General features: G+C 53.4%; 14 protein-coding genes. 13 read left to right on the plus strand and 1 reads right to left on the minus strand.

What is annotated here, in order from left to right; all coding sequences use genetic code 11:
• The first annotated feature begins 21 nt into the window (after positions 1 to 21).
• Both cgtA and proB read left to right on the plus strand, forming a co-directional pair.
• Positions 22 to 1,197: an Obg family GTPase CgtA gene (cgtA, locus tag ABO_RS02355; protein ID WP_011587740.1), complete on the plus strand. Its 1,176-nt coding sequence runs from the start codon at positions 22 to 24 to the stop codon at positions 1,195 to 1,197.
• Between the two features lie 67 nt (positions 1,198 to 1,264).
• Positions 1,265 to 2,395: a glutamate 5-kinase gene (gene proB / locus ABO_RS02360; protein ID WP_011587741.1), complete on the plus strand. Its 1,131-nt coding sequence runs from the start codon at positions 1,265 to 1,267 to the stop codon at positions 2,393 to 2,395.
• A 109-nt stretch (positions 2,396 to 2,504) separates the two neighbouring features.
• Here the strand turns inward: proB and rpsT are convergent, their stop codons facing one another.
• A complete protein-coding gene (gene rpsT, locus ABO_RS02365) occupies positions 2,505 to 2,771 on the minus strand; it encodes a 30S ribosomal protein S20 (RefSeq protein ID WP_011587742.1) in 267 nt (88 codons plus the stop codon).
• Between the two features lie 247 nt (positions 2,772 to 3,018).
• On the opposite strand from rpsT, the gene murJ reads away from it, so the two are divergent.
• The 11 genes from murJ to ABO_RS02420 all read left to right on the plus strand — a co-directional run bounded on the left by murJ (position 3,019) and on the right by ABO_RS02420 (position 16,094).
• A complete protein-coding gene (gene murJ, locus ABO_RS02370) occupies positions 3,019 to 4,584 on the plus strand; it encodes a murein biosynthesis integral membrane protein MurJ (protein WP_011587743.1) in 1,566 nt (521 codons plus the stop codon).
• Positions 4,585 to 4,667: 83 nt separating this feature from the next.
• Positions 4,668 to 5,645: a bifunctional riboflavin kinase/FAD synthetase gene (gene ribF / locus ABO_RS02375; protein ID WP_011587744.1), complete on the plus strand. Its 978-nt coding sequence runs from the start codon at positions 4,668 to 4,670 to the stop codon at positions 5,643 to 5,645.
• A gap of 11 nt (positions 5,646 to 5,656) precedes the next feature.
• Complete coding sequence (ileS, locus tag ABO_RS02380) at positions 5,657 to 8,470, plus strand: isoleucine--tRNA ligase (RefSeq protein ID WP_011587745.1); 2,814 nt, start codon at positions 5,657 to 5,659, stop codon at positions 8,468 to 8,470.
• Complete coding sequence (gene lspA, locus ABO_RS02385) at positions 8,463 to 9,008, plus strand: signal peptidase II (protein WP_144412618.1); 546 nt, start codon at positions 8,463 to 8,465, stop codon at positions 9,006 to 9,008. The genes ileS and lspA overlap by 8 nt, the downstream gene beginning before the upstream one ends.
• The gene (fkpB, locus tag ABO_RS02390; RefSeq protein WP_011587747.1) at positions 9,001 to 9,471 is read left to right on the plus strand and encodes an FKBP-type peptidyl-prolyl cis-trans isomerase; all 471 of its coding nucleotides are present in this window, start codon (positions 9,001 to 9,003) and stop codon (positions 9,469 to 9,471) included. The genes lspA and fkpB overlap by 8 nt, the downstream gene beginning before the upstream one ends.
• 125 nt (positions 9,472 to 9,596) lie before the next feature.
• Positions 9,597 to 10,532 carry a 4-hydroxy-3-methylbut-2-enyl diphosphate reductase gene (gene ispH, locus ABO_RS02395; protein WP_011587748.1) on the plus strand — a complete coding sequence of 312 codons (936 nt, stop codon included), beginning with the start codon at positions 9,597 to 9,599 and terminating at the stop codon, positions 10,530 to 10,532.
• Between the two features lie 255 nt (positions 10,533 to 10,787).
• Positions 10,788 to 11,276 (plus strand): GspH/FimT family pseudopilin, encoded by a 489-nt coding sequence (locus ABO_RS02400; protein ID WP_011587749.1) that lies wholly within the window; start codon positions 10,788 to 10,790, stop codon positions 11,274 to 11,276.
• The gene (gene pilV, locus ABO_RS02405; RefSeq protein WP_011587750.1) at positions 11,276 to 11,794 is read left to right on the plus strand and encodes a type IV pilus modification protein PilV; all 519 of its coding nucleotides are present in this window, start codon (positions 11,276 to 11,278) and stop codon (positions 11,792 to 11,794) included. The genes ABO_RS02400 and pilV overlap by 1 nt, the downstream gene beginning before the upstream one ends.
• Positions 11,791 to 12,519, plus strand: coding sequence for a PilW family protein (locus tag ABO_RS02410; protein ID WP_041704818.1), 729 nt, complete (start codon positions 11,791 to 11,793; stop codon positions 12,517 to 12,519). The genes pilV and ABO_RS02410 overlap by 4 nt, the downstream gene beginning before the upstream one ends.
• Positions 12,516 to 13,055: a PilX N-terminal domain-containing pilus assembly protein gene (locus ABO_RS02415; protein WP_035459259.1), complete on the plus strand. Its 540-nt coding sequence runs from the start codon at positions 12,516 to 12,518 to the stop codon at positions 13,053 to 13,055. The genes ABO_RS02410 and ABO_RS02415 overlap by 4 nt, the downstream gene beginning before the upstream one ends.
• A 9-nt stretch (positions 13,056 to 13,064) precedes the next feature.
• Positions 13,065 to 16,094: a PilC/PilY family type IV pilus protein gene (locus ABO_RS02420; RefSeq protein ID WP_011587753.1), complete on the plus strand. Its 3,030-nt coding sequence runs from the start codon at positions 13,065 to 13,067 to the stop codon at positions 16,092 to 16,094.
• Positions 16,095 to 16,103 lie beyond the last annotated feature (9 nt).

Below are 16,103 nucleotides of genomic sequence, written 5' to 3' on the forward strand. Positions count from 1 at the left end.
CCCCTTGAGAGTCTGTTTCCCATGCAATTTGTCGATGAAGCCACTATTGATGTCCATGCCGGAAAAGGCGGCGACGGCTGTTTGAGTTTTCGTCGCGAAAAGTACGTGGAGTTTGGTGGGCCTGATGGCGGTGATGGCGGCGCCGGTGGGCATGTATTCGTGCAGGCTGACACCAATATCAACACCCTGGTGGATTACCGCTACGATCGTATCTTCAAGGCGCGCAACGGTGAGCCGGGAAAGGGTCGGCAAATGACCGGTAAGTCCGCTGAAGACATTATTCTGTATGTGCCGGTAGGAACCACCGTAGTGGACTTGGATACGGATGAGGTGCTGGCGGATCTAACCGATACGGATAAGCCGGTGATGGTGGCCCAGGCGGGTCGCGGTGGCTTGGGCAATATTCACTTCAAGAGCAGCGTGAACCAGGCGCCGCGGAAAACCACCAAAGGCAAGCCGGGCGAATCCCGACGTTTGCGGCTGGAGTTGAAGGTGTTGGCGGATGTGGGGCTGTTGGGTATGCCCAATGCGGGCAAGAGCACCTTGATTCGCGCCATTTCTGCGGCCAAGCCAAAAGTGGCGGATTACCCGTTTACAACGTTGATTCCCAATCTTGGTGTGGTGAAAGCCGATCGCTATCGCAGTTTTGTAGTGGCGGATATCCCGGGTCTGATTGAGGGGGCGGCTGAGGGAGCCGGCTTGGGGATTCGCTTTCTTAAGCATTTGGCCCGTACCCGCTTGCTGCTCCATGTGGTGGATTTGGCGCCAATGGATGGCTCTAGCCCCGCCAATCATATTGATGCCATTGCCGATGAGCTGGATCGCTTTTCCCCGGCTCTTGCGGAGCAGGAGCGGTGGCTGGTGTTTAACAAAATTGACTTGCTGGCCGATGATGAGGCTCAAGCTCAAGTAGATGCTATTGTCGATGAGTTGGGCTGGCAGGGGCCGGTGTTCAAGGTGTCTGCTGCGGCGGGCGTCGGCTGTGAAGATTTGGTTTACGCTTTAATGAATGCCATTGAGGACCGTCGCCTGCTGGAGCGAGAAGATCCTGCCTATGCTGCCGCCCAGCAGGACCTGCGAGCCCGCCTGGAAGAGGAGGCGCGGGAGCGGGTTCAGGAGCTCAAGGCTGAGGCGCGGCAGGCTCGCCAAAATGACGACGATGATGATCATGATGTGGAGGTTGTCTACGAGCCCTAGTGGACTTGTTCTGGTGCGCGTGAATGAATCAATGTCGGATGTTTGTCTCAGGTAATAAGGAGTGAGCGTGGCGGATCGCCAGCGTTGGGTAATCAAGATAGGCAGTGCCTTGCTGACCAATGACGGCAAGGGCTTGGATTGTGCGCTCATGCAAACCTGGGTGGATCGCATGGTCGCTCTGCGTGAGCGGGGCATTGAGGTGGTGATCGTCTCATCCGGGGCAGTGGCCGAAGGCATGACCCGCCTGGGTTGGTCCGCTCGCCCGGATTCAGTGCATGAGTTGCAGGCTGCCGCTGCGGTAGGGCAGATGGGGCTGGTGCAGGCCTGGGAGACCCGTTTTCAGCAGCACCAGCTGCATACCGCCCAGGTGCTACTTACCCATGATGACCTTTCTGACCGTAAGCGCTATCTCAATGCGCGCTCCACGCTGCTAACCTTGCTGGGCTTTGGTGTGGTGCCGGTGGTAAACGAAAACGATACCGTGGTTACCGATGAAATTCGCTTTGGCGATAACGACACGTTGGCGGCGTTGGTGGCCAATCTTGTAGAGGCTGATCGGCTGTTGATCCTGACGGATCAGGAGGGGTTGTTCGATGCAGACCCGCGTAGCAATGCTGATGCTAATCTGATTCGCGAAGCGCGTGCCTCGGACCCGGCCATTGTCCGTGTGGCTGGCGGCGGCGGTTTGTTGGGGCGCGGAGGTATGGCCACCAAGGTACGAGCTGGAAAGCTGGCGGCCCGTTCTGGTGCTATTACAACGATTGCGTCAGGGCGTAGTCCGGAGGTGTTGATTGAGCTTGCTGACGGACAGGGGCCGGGGACTACGCTGTTGCCGGATACCACGCCAATGAATGCACGCAAGCAATGGTTGGCAGGGCATTTGCAGATGCGTGGGCGGTTGGTGCTGGATGCTGGGGCGGTGGTGCGTTTGCGTGAAGGTGGCTCTAGCCTGTTGCCGGTAGGAGTGGTGGATGTGTTTGGCCAGTTTTCCCGTGGCGAAATGGTGGCCTGTGAAGATGAGCGTGGCGAGCGGGTTGGCTGTGGCCTGGTGAATTATGATGCGGCAGATGCGCGCCGGATTTGTCGTAAGAAAAGTGCTGAAATCGCCGGTGTGCTGGGTTTCATGAACGAGGAAGAGCTGATCCACCGGGATAACCTGGTGTTGATGGAGGCCGGGAGCCGGGTTTCGGGCGCTTGATGTGGGGGCTAGCTGGAATCTTTGCCGTCTGGTGCCCTTAAGTGTCAGACATAAAAAAACCGGCTTAGGGCCGGTTTTTTTATGTACACCAAGAGGCTTTGGCTTAGGCTTAGGCTGCCATTGCCTTGATCTTGGTGTTCAGGCGACTCTTGTGGCGAGCGGCCTTGTTTGGGTGAAACTTGCCCTTGCGGGTGGCTTTGTCCAGCACAGACACCGCTTGGTTGTAAGCTTCCTGAGCGCTGCCTTGGTCGCCGGACGCAATAGCCGCGTTCACCTTCTTCAGGTATGTGCGCACCATGGAGCGCATCGCTGCGTTGTGCTGACGGCGATTTTCCGCCTGACGCGCACGCTTGCGTGCTTGCGGTGAGTTAGCCAAGGTCCTGCTCCTATCTAAAATTCGAGGTCAAATTCGGTTTGTGACACTGGCCCCTAAGGGCTGACCTGGGTATCGGAAGCCACATCGTGGCTAAAAAATACACGGGTCACGGTCTAAAGACGCGCAACTATGCCGATCAAGGCGGCCTGTGTCAATGGTGAATGCCTGTTGAAATGATGATTGGCACGTGGCTCTCTGGCGGTTTGGGTGGCCTTTCGTTAACCTTCACCGGTTTCTTGGAGCGACAATGACCGATATCCCCGAACAACCCCCGAAAAAGGCAGGTTTGCTGGCCTCCACCGCCGTGGTGGCGACCATGACTATGCTGTCGCGGGTGCTGGGGTTGGTGCGTGATGTGGTTATCGCCAGAATGCTTGGCGCCTCCGCCGGTGCGGATGCTTTTTTTGTGGCATTGAAAATTCCTAATTTTCTGCGTCGATTGTTTGCCGAAGGGGCCTTTAATCAGGCCTTTGTGCCTGTGCTTAGTGAATATCGCAGCAAGGGTAGTATGGCGGCGACCAAGTTGCTGGTAGATCGAGTGGCGGGCACGTTAGGCGGCACTTTGATGTTAGTAACCCTGGTCGGGGTGCTGGCGGCACCGGGAATTATTTGGATATTCGCCCCGGGTTTTGGGGATGATCCGGCAAAACGGGCGCTGACGGTTGAGATGTTGCGCCTCACCTTTCCTTACCTGTTCTTCATTGCGCTTACCGCCTTTGCCGGTGGCATTCTCAATAGCTGGAACCGTTTTGCGGTGCCGGCGTTTACGCCGGTGTTGCTCAATCTGAGCCTGATCGGTTGTGCCCTGTTTCTGGCGCCACATTTTGCCGAGGAGCGCATGGCGGTGGCGCTGGCTTGGGGAGTGTTGATTGCCGGGATAGCCCAGCTTTTGTTCCAATTGCCATTTTTGGCTCGGCTGAACCTAATGCCGATCCCGCGCATGGGCTGGAGTGACCCCGGTGTCCGTAAGATCATGAGGCTGATGGCGCCGGCCCTGTTCGGGGCATCGGTTTATCAGCTTAATTCTTTGGTCAATACGATTCTGGCCTCTATGTTGGAAACGGGATCGGTGACCTGGCTGTACTACACGGATCGCTTGATTGAATTGCCTTTAGGGATTTTTGCGGTGGCCATTGGTACGGTAATTCTGCCCAGCTTATCCAGTAAACATGCGGATGCCTCTGCTGAGGCGTTCTCGAGGACCTTGGACTGGGCCATTCGGATGGTGTTGCTGGTTGGCTTGCCTGCGGCTTTGGCGTTGTTTGCTTTGGCCGAGCCATTGTTATCTACCCTGTTTCAATACGGTGAGTTTTCGGCGTTTGATGTGACGAAAACCGCCGCATCGCTTCGTGCGTATAGCGCGGGTTTGCTCGCCGCCATGTTGATCAAGGTTTTGGCGCCAGGGTTCTATGCGCGCCAAGATACACGCACCCCGGTGCGCATCGGGGTGTTGGCCATGCTGGCTAACATGCTGTTGGGCGCCTTGTTGGTGTGGGAGTGGCGTCATGTTGGCTTGGCCTCGGCCATGGCGTTATCGGCTTGGCTGAATGCTGGTTTGTTATATTTGGGCCTGCGCCGTAGTGGGGTGTACCAGCCGTTGTCAGGTTGGGGGTTGCAATGGTTGCGGATGTTGTTGGCCGGGGCGTCCATGGTGGCGGCTTGTTACTGGCTGTCACTGCAGACCACAGCCTGGAATGAGCCCGGAGTGTGGCCTCGAGTCGGCTGGCTGTCATTGATAGTGGCTGCGGGCGTGGCCATTTATTTGTCGTCACTGGTGGTGTTAGGTTTGCGGGTGCGGCACTTGCGCCGTTAGTGATTTCGCATTGTGGCGCTCGGGCGTGTGTCGTGGGCCTGCCCAACTCTGTATAATCGGGCGTCTTTTGATATGAGGGTGAGATGCGACTGATTCGCGGCATTCACAATCTGCGCGATACGCATCGCGGCTGTGTGGCTACCATCGGCAATTTCGATGGGGTGCATCAGGGCCATCAGCGCATTCTGGATCAGGTTATCGCAGAGGCCCGTGGCCGTGGCCTGAAAGCCACCGTGATGTTATTCGAGCCGCAACCCCAGGAGTTTTTTTCCCCCCAGACAGCGCCGCCGCGGCTGATGTCGCTGCGCGACAAGTTGATCGCCCTGCGCGAGGCCGGTGTGGATCAGGTGCTGTGTCTGCGCTTTGATGAGCGTTTTCGCTCTCTGACGGCGCAAGCCTTTGTGAAGGGCTTATTAGTAGATGGTTTGGGGGTGGAGTATCTGGTGGTGGGGGATGATTTTCGTTTTGGTTGTGGCCGAGATGGTGATTTTTCCTATTTGCAGCAGGCCGGAAAACAGTTTGATTTTGCGGTGACCGATACCGCCACCTGTGAAATTGAAGGTGATCGGGTGTCCAGCACCCGGGTGCGAGCAGCGCTAAGGGAGGGTGACTTCGCGTTAGCGGAGCGCTTGCTGGGGCGACCTTTTGCTATTAGTGGCCGGGTACGCCATGGCGACAAAATTGGCCGGACCTTGGGGCTGCCCACGGTGAATCTGGCGTTAAAACGTTTACAGTCCCCCTTGCATGGTGTTTTTGCGGTGGCGGTTACTGGCGCAGGGCTTACCGACCAGCCCGGGGCCGCCAATATGGGCACCCGTCCCACGGTGAATGGCACGGAGAATCGTTTGGAAGTATATCTGCTGGATTACGGTGATCCGGCGGGTAGCTCAGGCGATGCTCAGTGCTCGCATCAAGATAGCCTGTACGGCGCGCACCTGACAGTGGCCTTCCGCCATTATGTGCGCCCGGAAGAAAAATTCGCGGATCTGGACTTGTTGAAAACTGCCATCCGGCAGGACATAAACGCGGTCCGGGCCTTTTTTGATATGCCTACGGTGTAATAAGCGGAATCATGACGGACTACAAGGCAACGCTAAACCTTCCCCAAACCGGCTTTCCGATGAAAGCGGGCCTGTCCCAGCGTGAACCTGCGCGGCTCAAAGAGTGGCAGCAGAAGCAGCTGTACCAAAAGATTCGTGAGGCGTTTGCCGGCCGACCCAAGTTTATTCTTCATGACGGCCCTCCTTACGCCAATGGCGATATTCATATCGGCCATGCGGTAAACAAGATTCTCAAGGATATGATCGTCAAGTCTCGTACGTTGGCGGGTTTCGATGCCCCCTATGTACCCGGTTGGGACTGCCATGGTCTGCCCATTGAGCTAATGGTAGAAAAAAAGGTGGGTAAGGCCGGGCATAAAGTCGATGCAGGGACTTTCCGCAAGAAATGCCGTGAATACGCTAGCAAACAGGTGGCGGGGCAGAAGTCTGACTTTATGCGCCTGGGCGTGTTGGGTGACTGGGATAACCCCTACTTGACCATGGACTTTACTTTCGAGGCGAACATTATTCGCTCGCTGGGCAAGATTGTGGATAACGGTCACCTGCAGCAGGGCTTCAAACCCGTGCACTGGTGTCTGGATTGCGGCTCTGCGCTGGCGGAAGCCGAAGTTGAATACGAGGACAAAATCTCCCCGGCCATTGATGTGGCGTTTCCGGTGGTGGATGTGGCGGACTTTGTTGCCCGTTCGGGCATTGAGGCCAGCGCCCCGGCGTTGGTGATCTGGACCACGACTCCCTGGACTTTGCCGGCCAACCGGGCGGTGGCGGTGCATCCTGAGCTGGATTATGTGTTGTTGTCTGGCGAGTTGTCCGGTGTGGCCCGTGAACTGTTGGTGGCCGAGGCGCTGGCGGATGATTTGGTAACGCGCTGGGGGTTGGAGAATGTAACCCGTTCGGCGGCGGTTGCCGGTAGCAAGCTGGAAATGCTGGCCCTGCAGCACCCGTTTCTCGAGGCGCAGGTACCGGTGGTATTCGGTGAACATGTGACCACCGATGCCGGTACCGGCTTGGTGCATACGGCGCCGGGCCATGGTGTCGACGATTTTATGGTGGGTAAGCAATACGATCTAGACCCGATTAGCCCGGTGCTGGATAACGGCCTGTTCCGTGAGGACCTGCCCGTGGTAGGTGGCCTGCATGTGAGCAAGGCCAACGAGCCGGTGATTGAGGCCCTGAAAGACAGCGGTAACTTGGTCAAGCTGGCCAAAATTGAACACAGCTACCCGCATTGCTGGCGCCATAAAACACCGCTCATTTTCAGGGCGACAGCCCAGTGGTTTGTATCCATGGATCAAGCGGGGCTGTTGCCCCGTGCTCGCCAGGAAATTGATAAGGTGCAGTGGCTGCCTGAGTGGGGTAAGGCGCGTATCGAAGGCATGCTAACCGATCGTCCAGACTGGTGTATTTCCCGTCAGCGGACCTGGGGTGTGCCTATTGCTTTGTTCGTGAATAAGGAAACCAGCGAACTGCATCCACAAACCCCTGCCTTGATCGAACAGGTAGCGCAGCGGGTGGAGAAGGCGGGGGTTGATGCCTGGTTTGATCTGGACCCGGCGGAGCTGTTGGGTGATGAAGCGGATCAGTACAGCAAGGTCACCGATACGCTGGACGTATGGTTCGATTCTGGTGTGACTCATTATTGCGTGTTGGATCAGCGTGAACAGCTGCGCGCCCCGGCGGACCTGTATCTGGAAGGTTCGGATCAGCATCGCGGCTGGTTTCAGTCGTCTTTGCTAACCAGCTTGGCGATTCGTGATGCCGCTCCTTATAGTACGGTGTTGACCCATGGTTTTACCGTGGACGAGCACGGCCGCAAGATGTCCAAGTCCGTCGGCAACGTGATCGCGCCACAGGAAGTCTGGAACGACCTGGGTGCGGATATTCTGCGTCTTTGGGTGTGCGCCACTGACTACCGTGGTGAGATGTCCGTTTCCAAGGATATTCTCAAGCAAATGGGCGACAGCTATCGCCGTATTCGTAATACCAGCCGTTTCCTGTTGTCCAACCTGAGTGGTTTCGAGCCCGCTACGGATGCTCTGCAGCCAGAACAAATGCTGGCGCTGGACCGCTATATTGTGGATCGTGCACTGCAAGTGCAGGCTGAGATTCAGGACCTGTACGACGGTTATCATTTCCATCAGGTCTATCAGAAGCTGCATAACTTCTGCGCACTGGACCTGGGCGGTTTTTACCTGGATATCATCAAGGATCGCCAATACACCACCCAAGCGGATTCCGTGGCGCGGCGTTCCTGCCAGACCGCCTTGTACCATATTGCTCAAGCGCTGGTGCGCTGGATGGCGCCGGTGCTCAGCTTCACTGCTGAGGAAATCTACGAGAACCTGCCCGGTGAGCGGCTGGATTCCGTATTCCTGGCAGAGTGGTACGACGGCCTGTTTGCGCTGGCCGACAATGCCGATATGGGTCGGGCGTTCTGGGACAAAGTGCAGGACGCCAAGCAGGCGGTGAACAAGGCCATTGAAGGGGCCCGTGCCGCCAAGTTGATCAAGGGTAGCCTGAGCGCCGAAGTGGTGTTGTTTGTTGATGCGGAGCAGAACGCATTGTTGCAGCGTCTTGGCGATGAGCTGCGCTTTGTCACTATTACCTCCGCGGCAGTACTCAAGCCATTGGCAGAGGCACCGGCGGAGCTGGAAGACACGTCTGTAGCGGGATTGAAAGTGCAGGTGTTGGCTTCGGATCACGCCAAGTGCGCCCGTTGTTGGCATCACCAGCCGGATGTGGGGAGCCACGCTGAGCACCCTGAGTTGTGCGGGCGCTGCATTACCAATGTAGAGGGTGACGGCGAGGTTCGACACTATGCCTGATCACAAGTCGGACGTCGGGCGCCAGATGCCAGGCAGTGCCAAGAAATGGCTACCCGGTCAGCTGTCCTGGTTGTGGCTGACGACGCTGATTATCGTGCTGGATCAGTGGACCAAGCATGAAGTGGTGGCGGTGTTTACCCTGTATGAGCGGCTGGAAGTGTTTCCGCATTTTAATTTAACCCTGGCCTATAACAGCGGCGCCGCATTCAGCTTTCTGGCCGATGCAGGCGGCTGGCAGCGCTGGTTCTTTACTGCCATAGCGGTGGGCGCCTCGGTGATGATTTTGATCTGGCTGGCCCGGCTTACGGCTGCGGAAAAGCTGCAAGGGGTGGCGCTGTCGCTGATTCTGGCCGGTGCGTTGGGCAATTTTTACGATCGGTTGGTGTTGGGGCATGTGGTCGACTTTCTAGACTTCTACTGGGGCGATTATCATTTTCCCGCTTTCAATATTGCCGACACCGCCATTACCCTTGGGGCCGCATTGATCCTGCTGGAAATGCTGCTGTCAGCGAAAAGAGAGCGTAAAAATAATGAGTGAGTTGCTTCGCGTAGGCCCGGAAACCCGGATTACGCTGCATTTTGCCGTGCGTCTGATGGATGGCACGGATCTGGATTCTACCTTTGATGGCGAGCCTGCTTCTTTTGTATGGGGAGATGAATCTCTGCTGCCGGGTTTTGAAAATGCCATTCGTGGGCTTAAAGCTGGCGATCGCCGCAGTGTTTTTCTTGAGGCGGCCAAGGCCTTCGGTGAGTACAACGAGCAGAATGTGCAACATTTCACCCGTGACACCTTTGCCGAGCACGACTCTCTTGAGCCGGGTATGGTGCTGAGTTTTGCCGATGCGGGCGGCGCTGAATTGCCAGGCGTCATCGGTAAGGTCGATGAGGAGTGGGTCACGGTGGATTTCAATCACCCTTTGGCAGGCCGCGATCTCACCTTCGAGGTGGAAATCATTAGTATTGAACGCCATGCTCCCGAGCAGCCTGTGACGCTCAATTGACCGTTGCCGGTGGACAGCCGGCGGTGAAAAGAGGAACGTTCATGGTTAGGCGGACAAACAACGGGCCGGCGGAATGATTCTGGTTTTCCGCTGCCCATTATCCACAGTCAACCATCAGTTGAATTATGCAAATTCGTCTCGCTAATCCCCGCGGTTTCTGTGCTGGCGTGGATCGTGCCATCGACATCGTCAATCGCGCCTTGGAAGTGTTTGGGCCGCCGATCCATGTTCGTCACGAAGTGGTGCATAACCGCTATGTGGTGGAGGATTTACGCCAGCGCGGCGCTGTGTTCGTGGAAGAGCTGCACGAAGTGCCGGACGATGCCATTGTCATTTTCAGTGCCCACGGTGTCTCCAAAGCGGTGCAGGAAGAGGCCAAGCGTCGTCAGCTGCAGGTTTTCGATGCCACTTGCCCTCTGGTCACTAAGGTGCATATGGAAGTCATCCGTTATGCCCGCGAGGGACGCGAAAGCATCCTGATAGGCCATGCCGGTCACCCAGAAGTGGAAGGCACCATGGGGCAGTATGATAAATCCTATGGCGGTGATATCTATCTGGTGGAAGACGAAGCTGATGTGGTGGCCCTGACGGTGCGAGATGAAAGCAAATTGGCTTTCGTGACCCAAACCACACTGAGTGTGGACGATACTGCCCGGGTCATTGATGCTCTGCGCCAGCGGTTCCCGGCCATTATCGGCCCCAAACGCGAAGATATTTGTTACGCAACGACGAACCGGCAGGATGCCGTGCGGCAGTTGGCGCTGGAATGCGGCCTGGTGTTGGTGGTTGGTTCGGTGAATAGCTCTAATTCCAACCGCCTGCGTGAGCTGGCCGAGCGCTGTGGTGCGGAGGCTTATCTGATTGATGAGCCGTCCCAAATTGAAGCGAGCTGGCTGAAAGGCAAAGCCGCCGTCGGCGTCACCGCCGGAGCTAGTGCGCCTGAAGATCTAGTACAACAGGTTATCGCTACCCTGAAAAACCTAGGCGGTGAGGATGCCGAAGAAATCCCCGGCCGCGAAGAAAATATCCGCTTCTCCATGCCCAAGGCGCTACGCCCGTAGCGCTTGTCCTGCCTTTAGTACCGTTAACTCCTCGGCTTTATCTCTTAGCGCTTCAATATAAGCAATAAGCAAAAATTTGCTTCAGTCTACGCTTGAAGTGTGATGTTTTTCACGCGAAAAGTGCCAAAAGTCATTGTTTTTCAGCGGCTTATACCGTTCAGTGGCAGCAAGGGGCCACTGGTCTTCATTCAATTGAAGGCAGATCGGGTCTTGCTATCGTGATAGTCCGAATAAGATCAATAGACCGGGGCAGGGATGAAAACAGCATCAAAAAGCCACGCCCAGACAGGCTTTACCATCATCGAATTGATGATCGGGATTGCTGTGGCGGGCATTCTTTTGGTGGTTGCCGTACCAGCGTTTAATGACTTCCAGAAAAGAAACGCTCTGCGCTCTACGGCGGCTGACTTTATTACTGCGATTAATACTGCCCGCATTCAGGCGATCAATTTGAGAGTAACTGTAACGCTTAAGCCGATTTCAGGCTCGGACTGGGGGGGGGGCTGGGTAATTGATTACCCCGCATCGGTTCTCACAGAGGATGACCAGGAGTTCTTGCCGACAGGCAGCAGTAAAATTATTTCCGAGACCGGGCTGAGCAAAATTGAATTTCGTAGTAATGGTTTGTCGAACGCGGGTGAGGCTAAATTTTCTTTATGCGATGACCGTAGTGCAGAGGAAGGAAGAGCAATTACTGTTTCGCCCTTTGGCAAGGTCACCAACGAAGTGAAGAGCTGTAGCTGATGATGATCACGGGAAAACAACAACGTGGTGTGGGGCTTATCGAGGTGATGATTGCCTTGTTAGTGCTAGCAATTGGAGTGCTTGGCTATGCGGGAATGCAGCTTACCGCGCTGAAAGCCTCGGAGGATGCTAACAACCGAGCACAAGCCACTTTACTCGGACAGGATGCTCTTGAGCGTTTTCTTGCCAATGAAACCGCAATGGCTTCTTACACTGATGTAGATCAATGGCCAGATGAGAGTACGCCCCCTGGGGAAAAGCCGGATGTGCTGAATGATTGTATTACCAGCTCCTGTAATGCGAATGATCTTGCCTCGTGGGATATCAGCATGCTTGCGTGGCAGGCGGCGAATCAGTTGCCTGCGGGAATGATTGCGGTTGACGAATGTCAGCATGCTACCGGGATTAGTTGTGTGGTTGTTAGCTGGAACGATGATGAGCCTAATGACTGCATGACGAATGATGGCGTTAACACAGGTATAGGTACTTCTTGCGTGGTGCTGGAGGTAGCGCGATGAAAAAAAGCAAAGGTTTTAGTCTTGTCGAATTAATGGTGGCGATGCTTCTCGGTTTGCTTATCACCGGTGCGGCCTTGCAGCTTTTTCTTGCAAATCAACAATCCTTTGCTTTGCAGCAAACGTTGTCTCGGGTCCAGGAAGATGGCCAGCTTTTCGTTCGTTATCTTAGGGAGGATTTGCGAAGAGCCGGTTTGGAAATGGACGGTGTTACGGCGTTAACTGATGAGAAAGGGATTCGCTTCGCCACGGTAGGGACCGTTCCTGGCTCGGCAAACGGTAACGATTATGATCGGTTGACGTTGGCTTACCATGGAATGTCCGATTGTGAAGGTTCAGCAGTAACGATATTGAGTGAAGTAGTGAATACCTACTTCGTGAATAATGATGGGAAGCTTATCTGTAAAGGTAACTTGACTGGCGGCAATGGGGTCGTGCTATTAGATGGCGTGGAGGCCTTTGAGTTGCTCTACGGTATTGATGAGAATCAGGATGGTTACGCTAATGTAAGTCGTTATGTTGAAGCTGGGAATCAGGGCAGCTTTCCGGTTGTTGCTGTTCGCTTTTCTCTCCTACTTAAAGAAGAAAGTAACTCTTTACCGCAAAGTGATGGGAGCCGAAAGTTCTATGTGCTGACTAAGACAGTGAGCGAACCGGAAGATCGCTCTATTCGCCGTATTTTTATGTCGACGGTCAAAATGCGTAATTACAAGTGGGATGCCGTATGACTACCAATATGATTATCTGGAAACGTCAGCAGGGGGCAGCCCTGGTCGTTGCGCTGTTGATTCTAGTGGTGGTGTCCTTACTTGGTGTGTCGGCTATGAAATCCAGTGTATTTTCAGCAAAGGTTGCAACGGGGACCCAGGCAGATGCAATGACTTTTGAGGCTGCAGAAACCACCTTGGCGGAAGCATATAAAGAACTGAATAACATGTCGGGTGCGGATCTCTATACGAAGTTGGCGGGTGGCGAGTTACTCATCCGCTGTGTAACGGAGGAAGACACCACAAAAGAAGGGGCCTGCAGTCAAGGTGATGCCTTGGATTCTAGGGGGCTGATTGTTGCTCAGTCGTTTTCAAAATTGAATGGCTATGACCCTGTGCCTGGATCGCAAATTAGCACCACGGGTGGAGGGGCTATTTTTGTAGATTATAAGATCGCGATGTTAGGCGAGAGCGAAATGAGTAGTTTTAACCTGGATAATCACCACCTTCAGGAGGCCTTGAAGCGGGGTATAAAACCAGGATCCGAAATTGAATAGGAGGGGACAATGAGCTATTCAAAAAAGGTTTATCTACTGGTGCTTATGGTGTTTATGGCTCCTGTTGCAATTCATGCAGATGACACTGAGATTTATTATTCTCAGGCTGCTGCAGGTGGGAGCGAGAATAAGCCTTCTGCCAATGTAATGGTTCTTTTGGATACCTCTGGCAGTATGCGTTTTTGTAAAAATAGCGAGGCCAATGTTGCTTGGTGCAGTGATGTTGAAGAGCGACGCATCAACATGCTGGAAGATGCAATGCATGTATTGATCGACTCCGTTCCTGGAGATGTAAAGATGGGACTGGGTCGATTTAATGCCGGCTATAACTGTAATAGCGGGCGTAATACTTGCGGAGCTCATGTTCTTCTGCCGGTAACCGATATTGATGAAAAAACTAAAAGAGTCTTCAAGGATACGGTTTCTTCCCTGAATTCTGCAGGGGGCTCTCCAAGCGGTCCTAGCGATGGAGCCCCTTACGGTAGTACGCCTACCGCTGAAGCCTACTGGGAGATGGGGCGTTACATGATTGGAAGTTCCCCTCAAAGCTATACTTCCTACGGCGATAGTTCTAATGATGACAACACTAGTGAAGTTTGCCTCGAATACGAAGAAAATCAGACATGCAGTAATGTTAATGTCTATGGGTGGATGGATTTGCCGGCTAACGATTCATGTAATACTAGTTCGTCTACATGTCGCCGGGAGTGCGTGAGTCGGTGGCTTGTGTTTTGTCAAGAATACGTTTACCAGCGCTATCAGATAGTGGGCCAAGAGCAGGAGTGTGAAACCACAGAGATCTGTGTTGACGAAAAAAAGATCGTGGATAATGGCAACTATGTTTCACCAAGAAACACTGCCAATGAATGTGAGAGTAATCATATTGTTCTGTTTACAGACGGAGAGGCTAATGATGTGAATCTCCCCTGTGGCGGCGGTTCATCCTATGATTGTCAGCGTGCTATCTCTGATTATCTTGATCGCGATTTCGAAATAAAGACCTACAACGTAGGCTTGCACATGGAGGACAATCGAGCAGATATGGAAACAGTGTCCTCCGATGGGGCTGATGGCACCTATACCGCCTCTGATGCGGAGTCACTTGCTAGTGCGTTCCTTGATATTTTTGATCTGATCGAAAAAGAATCTCGCTCTATTGCGGCTCCAGGTGTTGCAATTAACCAGATGGACCGATTTCAGCATCTAGATCAACTCTATTATTCCGTATTTGAGCCGAGTGAAAATAGTTATTGGCAAGGAAATTTGAAACGTTACCAGCTTGAAGATGGTGTTATTAAGGGTAAGAACGGACCAGCAGTTGACCAAGATACCGGTTTCTTTAAGGAGTTTTCTCAGAGTTTCTGGAGTGATGAAGTTGATGGCTATGACGCTAAAATCGGCGGGGCTCGAGAGGAGGTTTCGTCGCGACGACTTTTCTATACTACTGCTGGAGGCGATACCCGTAAGATCGACTGGGAAAATATAGCAAACAATAATCTAACAAAGGAAAGCTTTGGCCTCAATTCAGGTGCTGACGATGATGAGCTTGAAAACCTTCTCGATGAAATGAAGGTGATGTGGGGTGATCCGCTCCATAGTGTTCCGGTAATGGTCAACTATGGAGGTGATAGTGACAATAATATTGTTTTCGTTTCAAACAATGGCGGCATGCTTCATGCCGTCGATGCTAAAAACGGGGAGGAAAAGTTTGCTTTTATGCCTTACGAATTTTTTTCTAGGGCGAATGAATACACAACGGAACGCTTAGCGCTTAAGGATAGAAATATACGACAAAGCTATGGGCTAGACGGGAGCTGGGTGGCTTGGCGTCGTCCGGGTGATACCGTCGATGCCAAGCCTTCGGATGTGTTCCTCTACGGTGGAATGCGCCGGGGAGGGCGAGACTACTATGCAGTGGATGTCGGTAATATTAGTAGCCCTTCGATGATGTGGCAGATTAAAGGTGGTAGTGGTGACTTTTCCAATTTAGGGCAAACGTGGTCAACACCAACGCTTACCCAGATTCCTGTGGGGGGCGAGAATGTGCCTGTACTGGTTTTTGGTGGAGGGTATGACTCTGCTGCTCATGATAAGAAGCAGGGGAAGAGCAGAGGTAACGGCGATTCGATGGGTAACGCGATCTACATTGTTGATGCCCGCACAGGAGAATTAATCTGGTCGGCCAGTGATACTGGTGCCAGTACGAATGTTGCGAGTATGAAGTGGTCTATCCCGAGCAGTATTGCTGTTGTTGATAAAGAGTTTGATGGAATAGCAGATTATCTATATTTCGGTGATCTGGGAGGTCAAGTATTCCGGGTTGATATTGATCAGACCGGAGGAAAGAAAATGAAAGTGCACCGCTTGGCAAGGGTTAGTGGTTCTAGTGTCTCAGATAATCGCCGTATTTATGAAGCACCTTCGGTTGTTTATTTAAATGATAACGGTGTGAATACTTTGTATGTTGCTGTTGCTACAGGGTATCGCTCTCACCCTCTTGATGAAAATATCAGTGATGGCATTTTTGTTATAAAGGACAAGACCGCCTTATCAACGTCAATGGATGCGCCAGATGATGTGATGCTGTCGCAGCTTACTGATGTGGCTACAGGTACGCCGGAAGAAAGTGATATGGGGTGGTATTACTTGCTTGAGAAGGGTGAGAAATCATTGGCTTCGCCGGTTGTTTTCAAAAATATTTTACGCTTCACTACGTATAAACCAGAGAAGGCCGTTGGCGATGATGATAGTGCTTGTTCTGTGAGTTTTGGGAAGTCTTTTTTACACACGGTAAATATTGAAACGGCAGAGCCGGCCAGTTTTAATAATGACGGTAACGTTCCAACGAGTCGTAGTGAAGAGCTTGAGCAAACCACTCCTCCCCCATCGCCAGTACTAGTAACCGATGGTGAAGGTAATGTGTATGTGGTCGTGGGTACTGAAGTAATTGGTGCTGAAGACTTGGGTTATACGCACTTAAGAAAACGTCGCTGGTATCAGATGGATAAAACCAAAGCGAATGAATTTAAGGCGCCTTAAGCGAGTGAC

Origin of the sequence: Alcanivorax borkumensis SK2 (assembly GCF_000009365.1) — a bacterium.
Taxonomy (GTDB): Bacteria; Pseudomonadota; Gammaproteobacteria; order Pseudomonadales; family Alcanivoracaceae; genus Alcanivorax; species Alcanivorax borkumensis.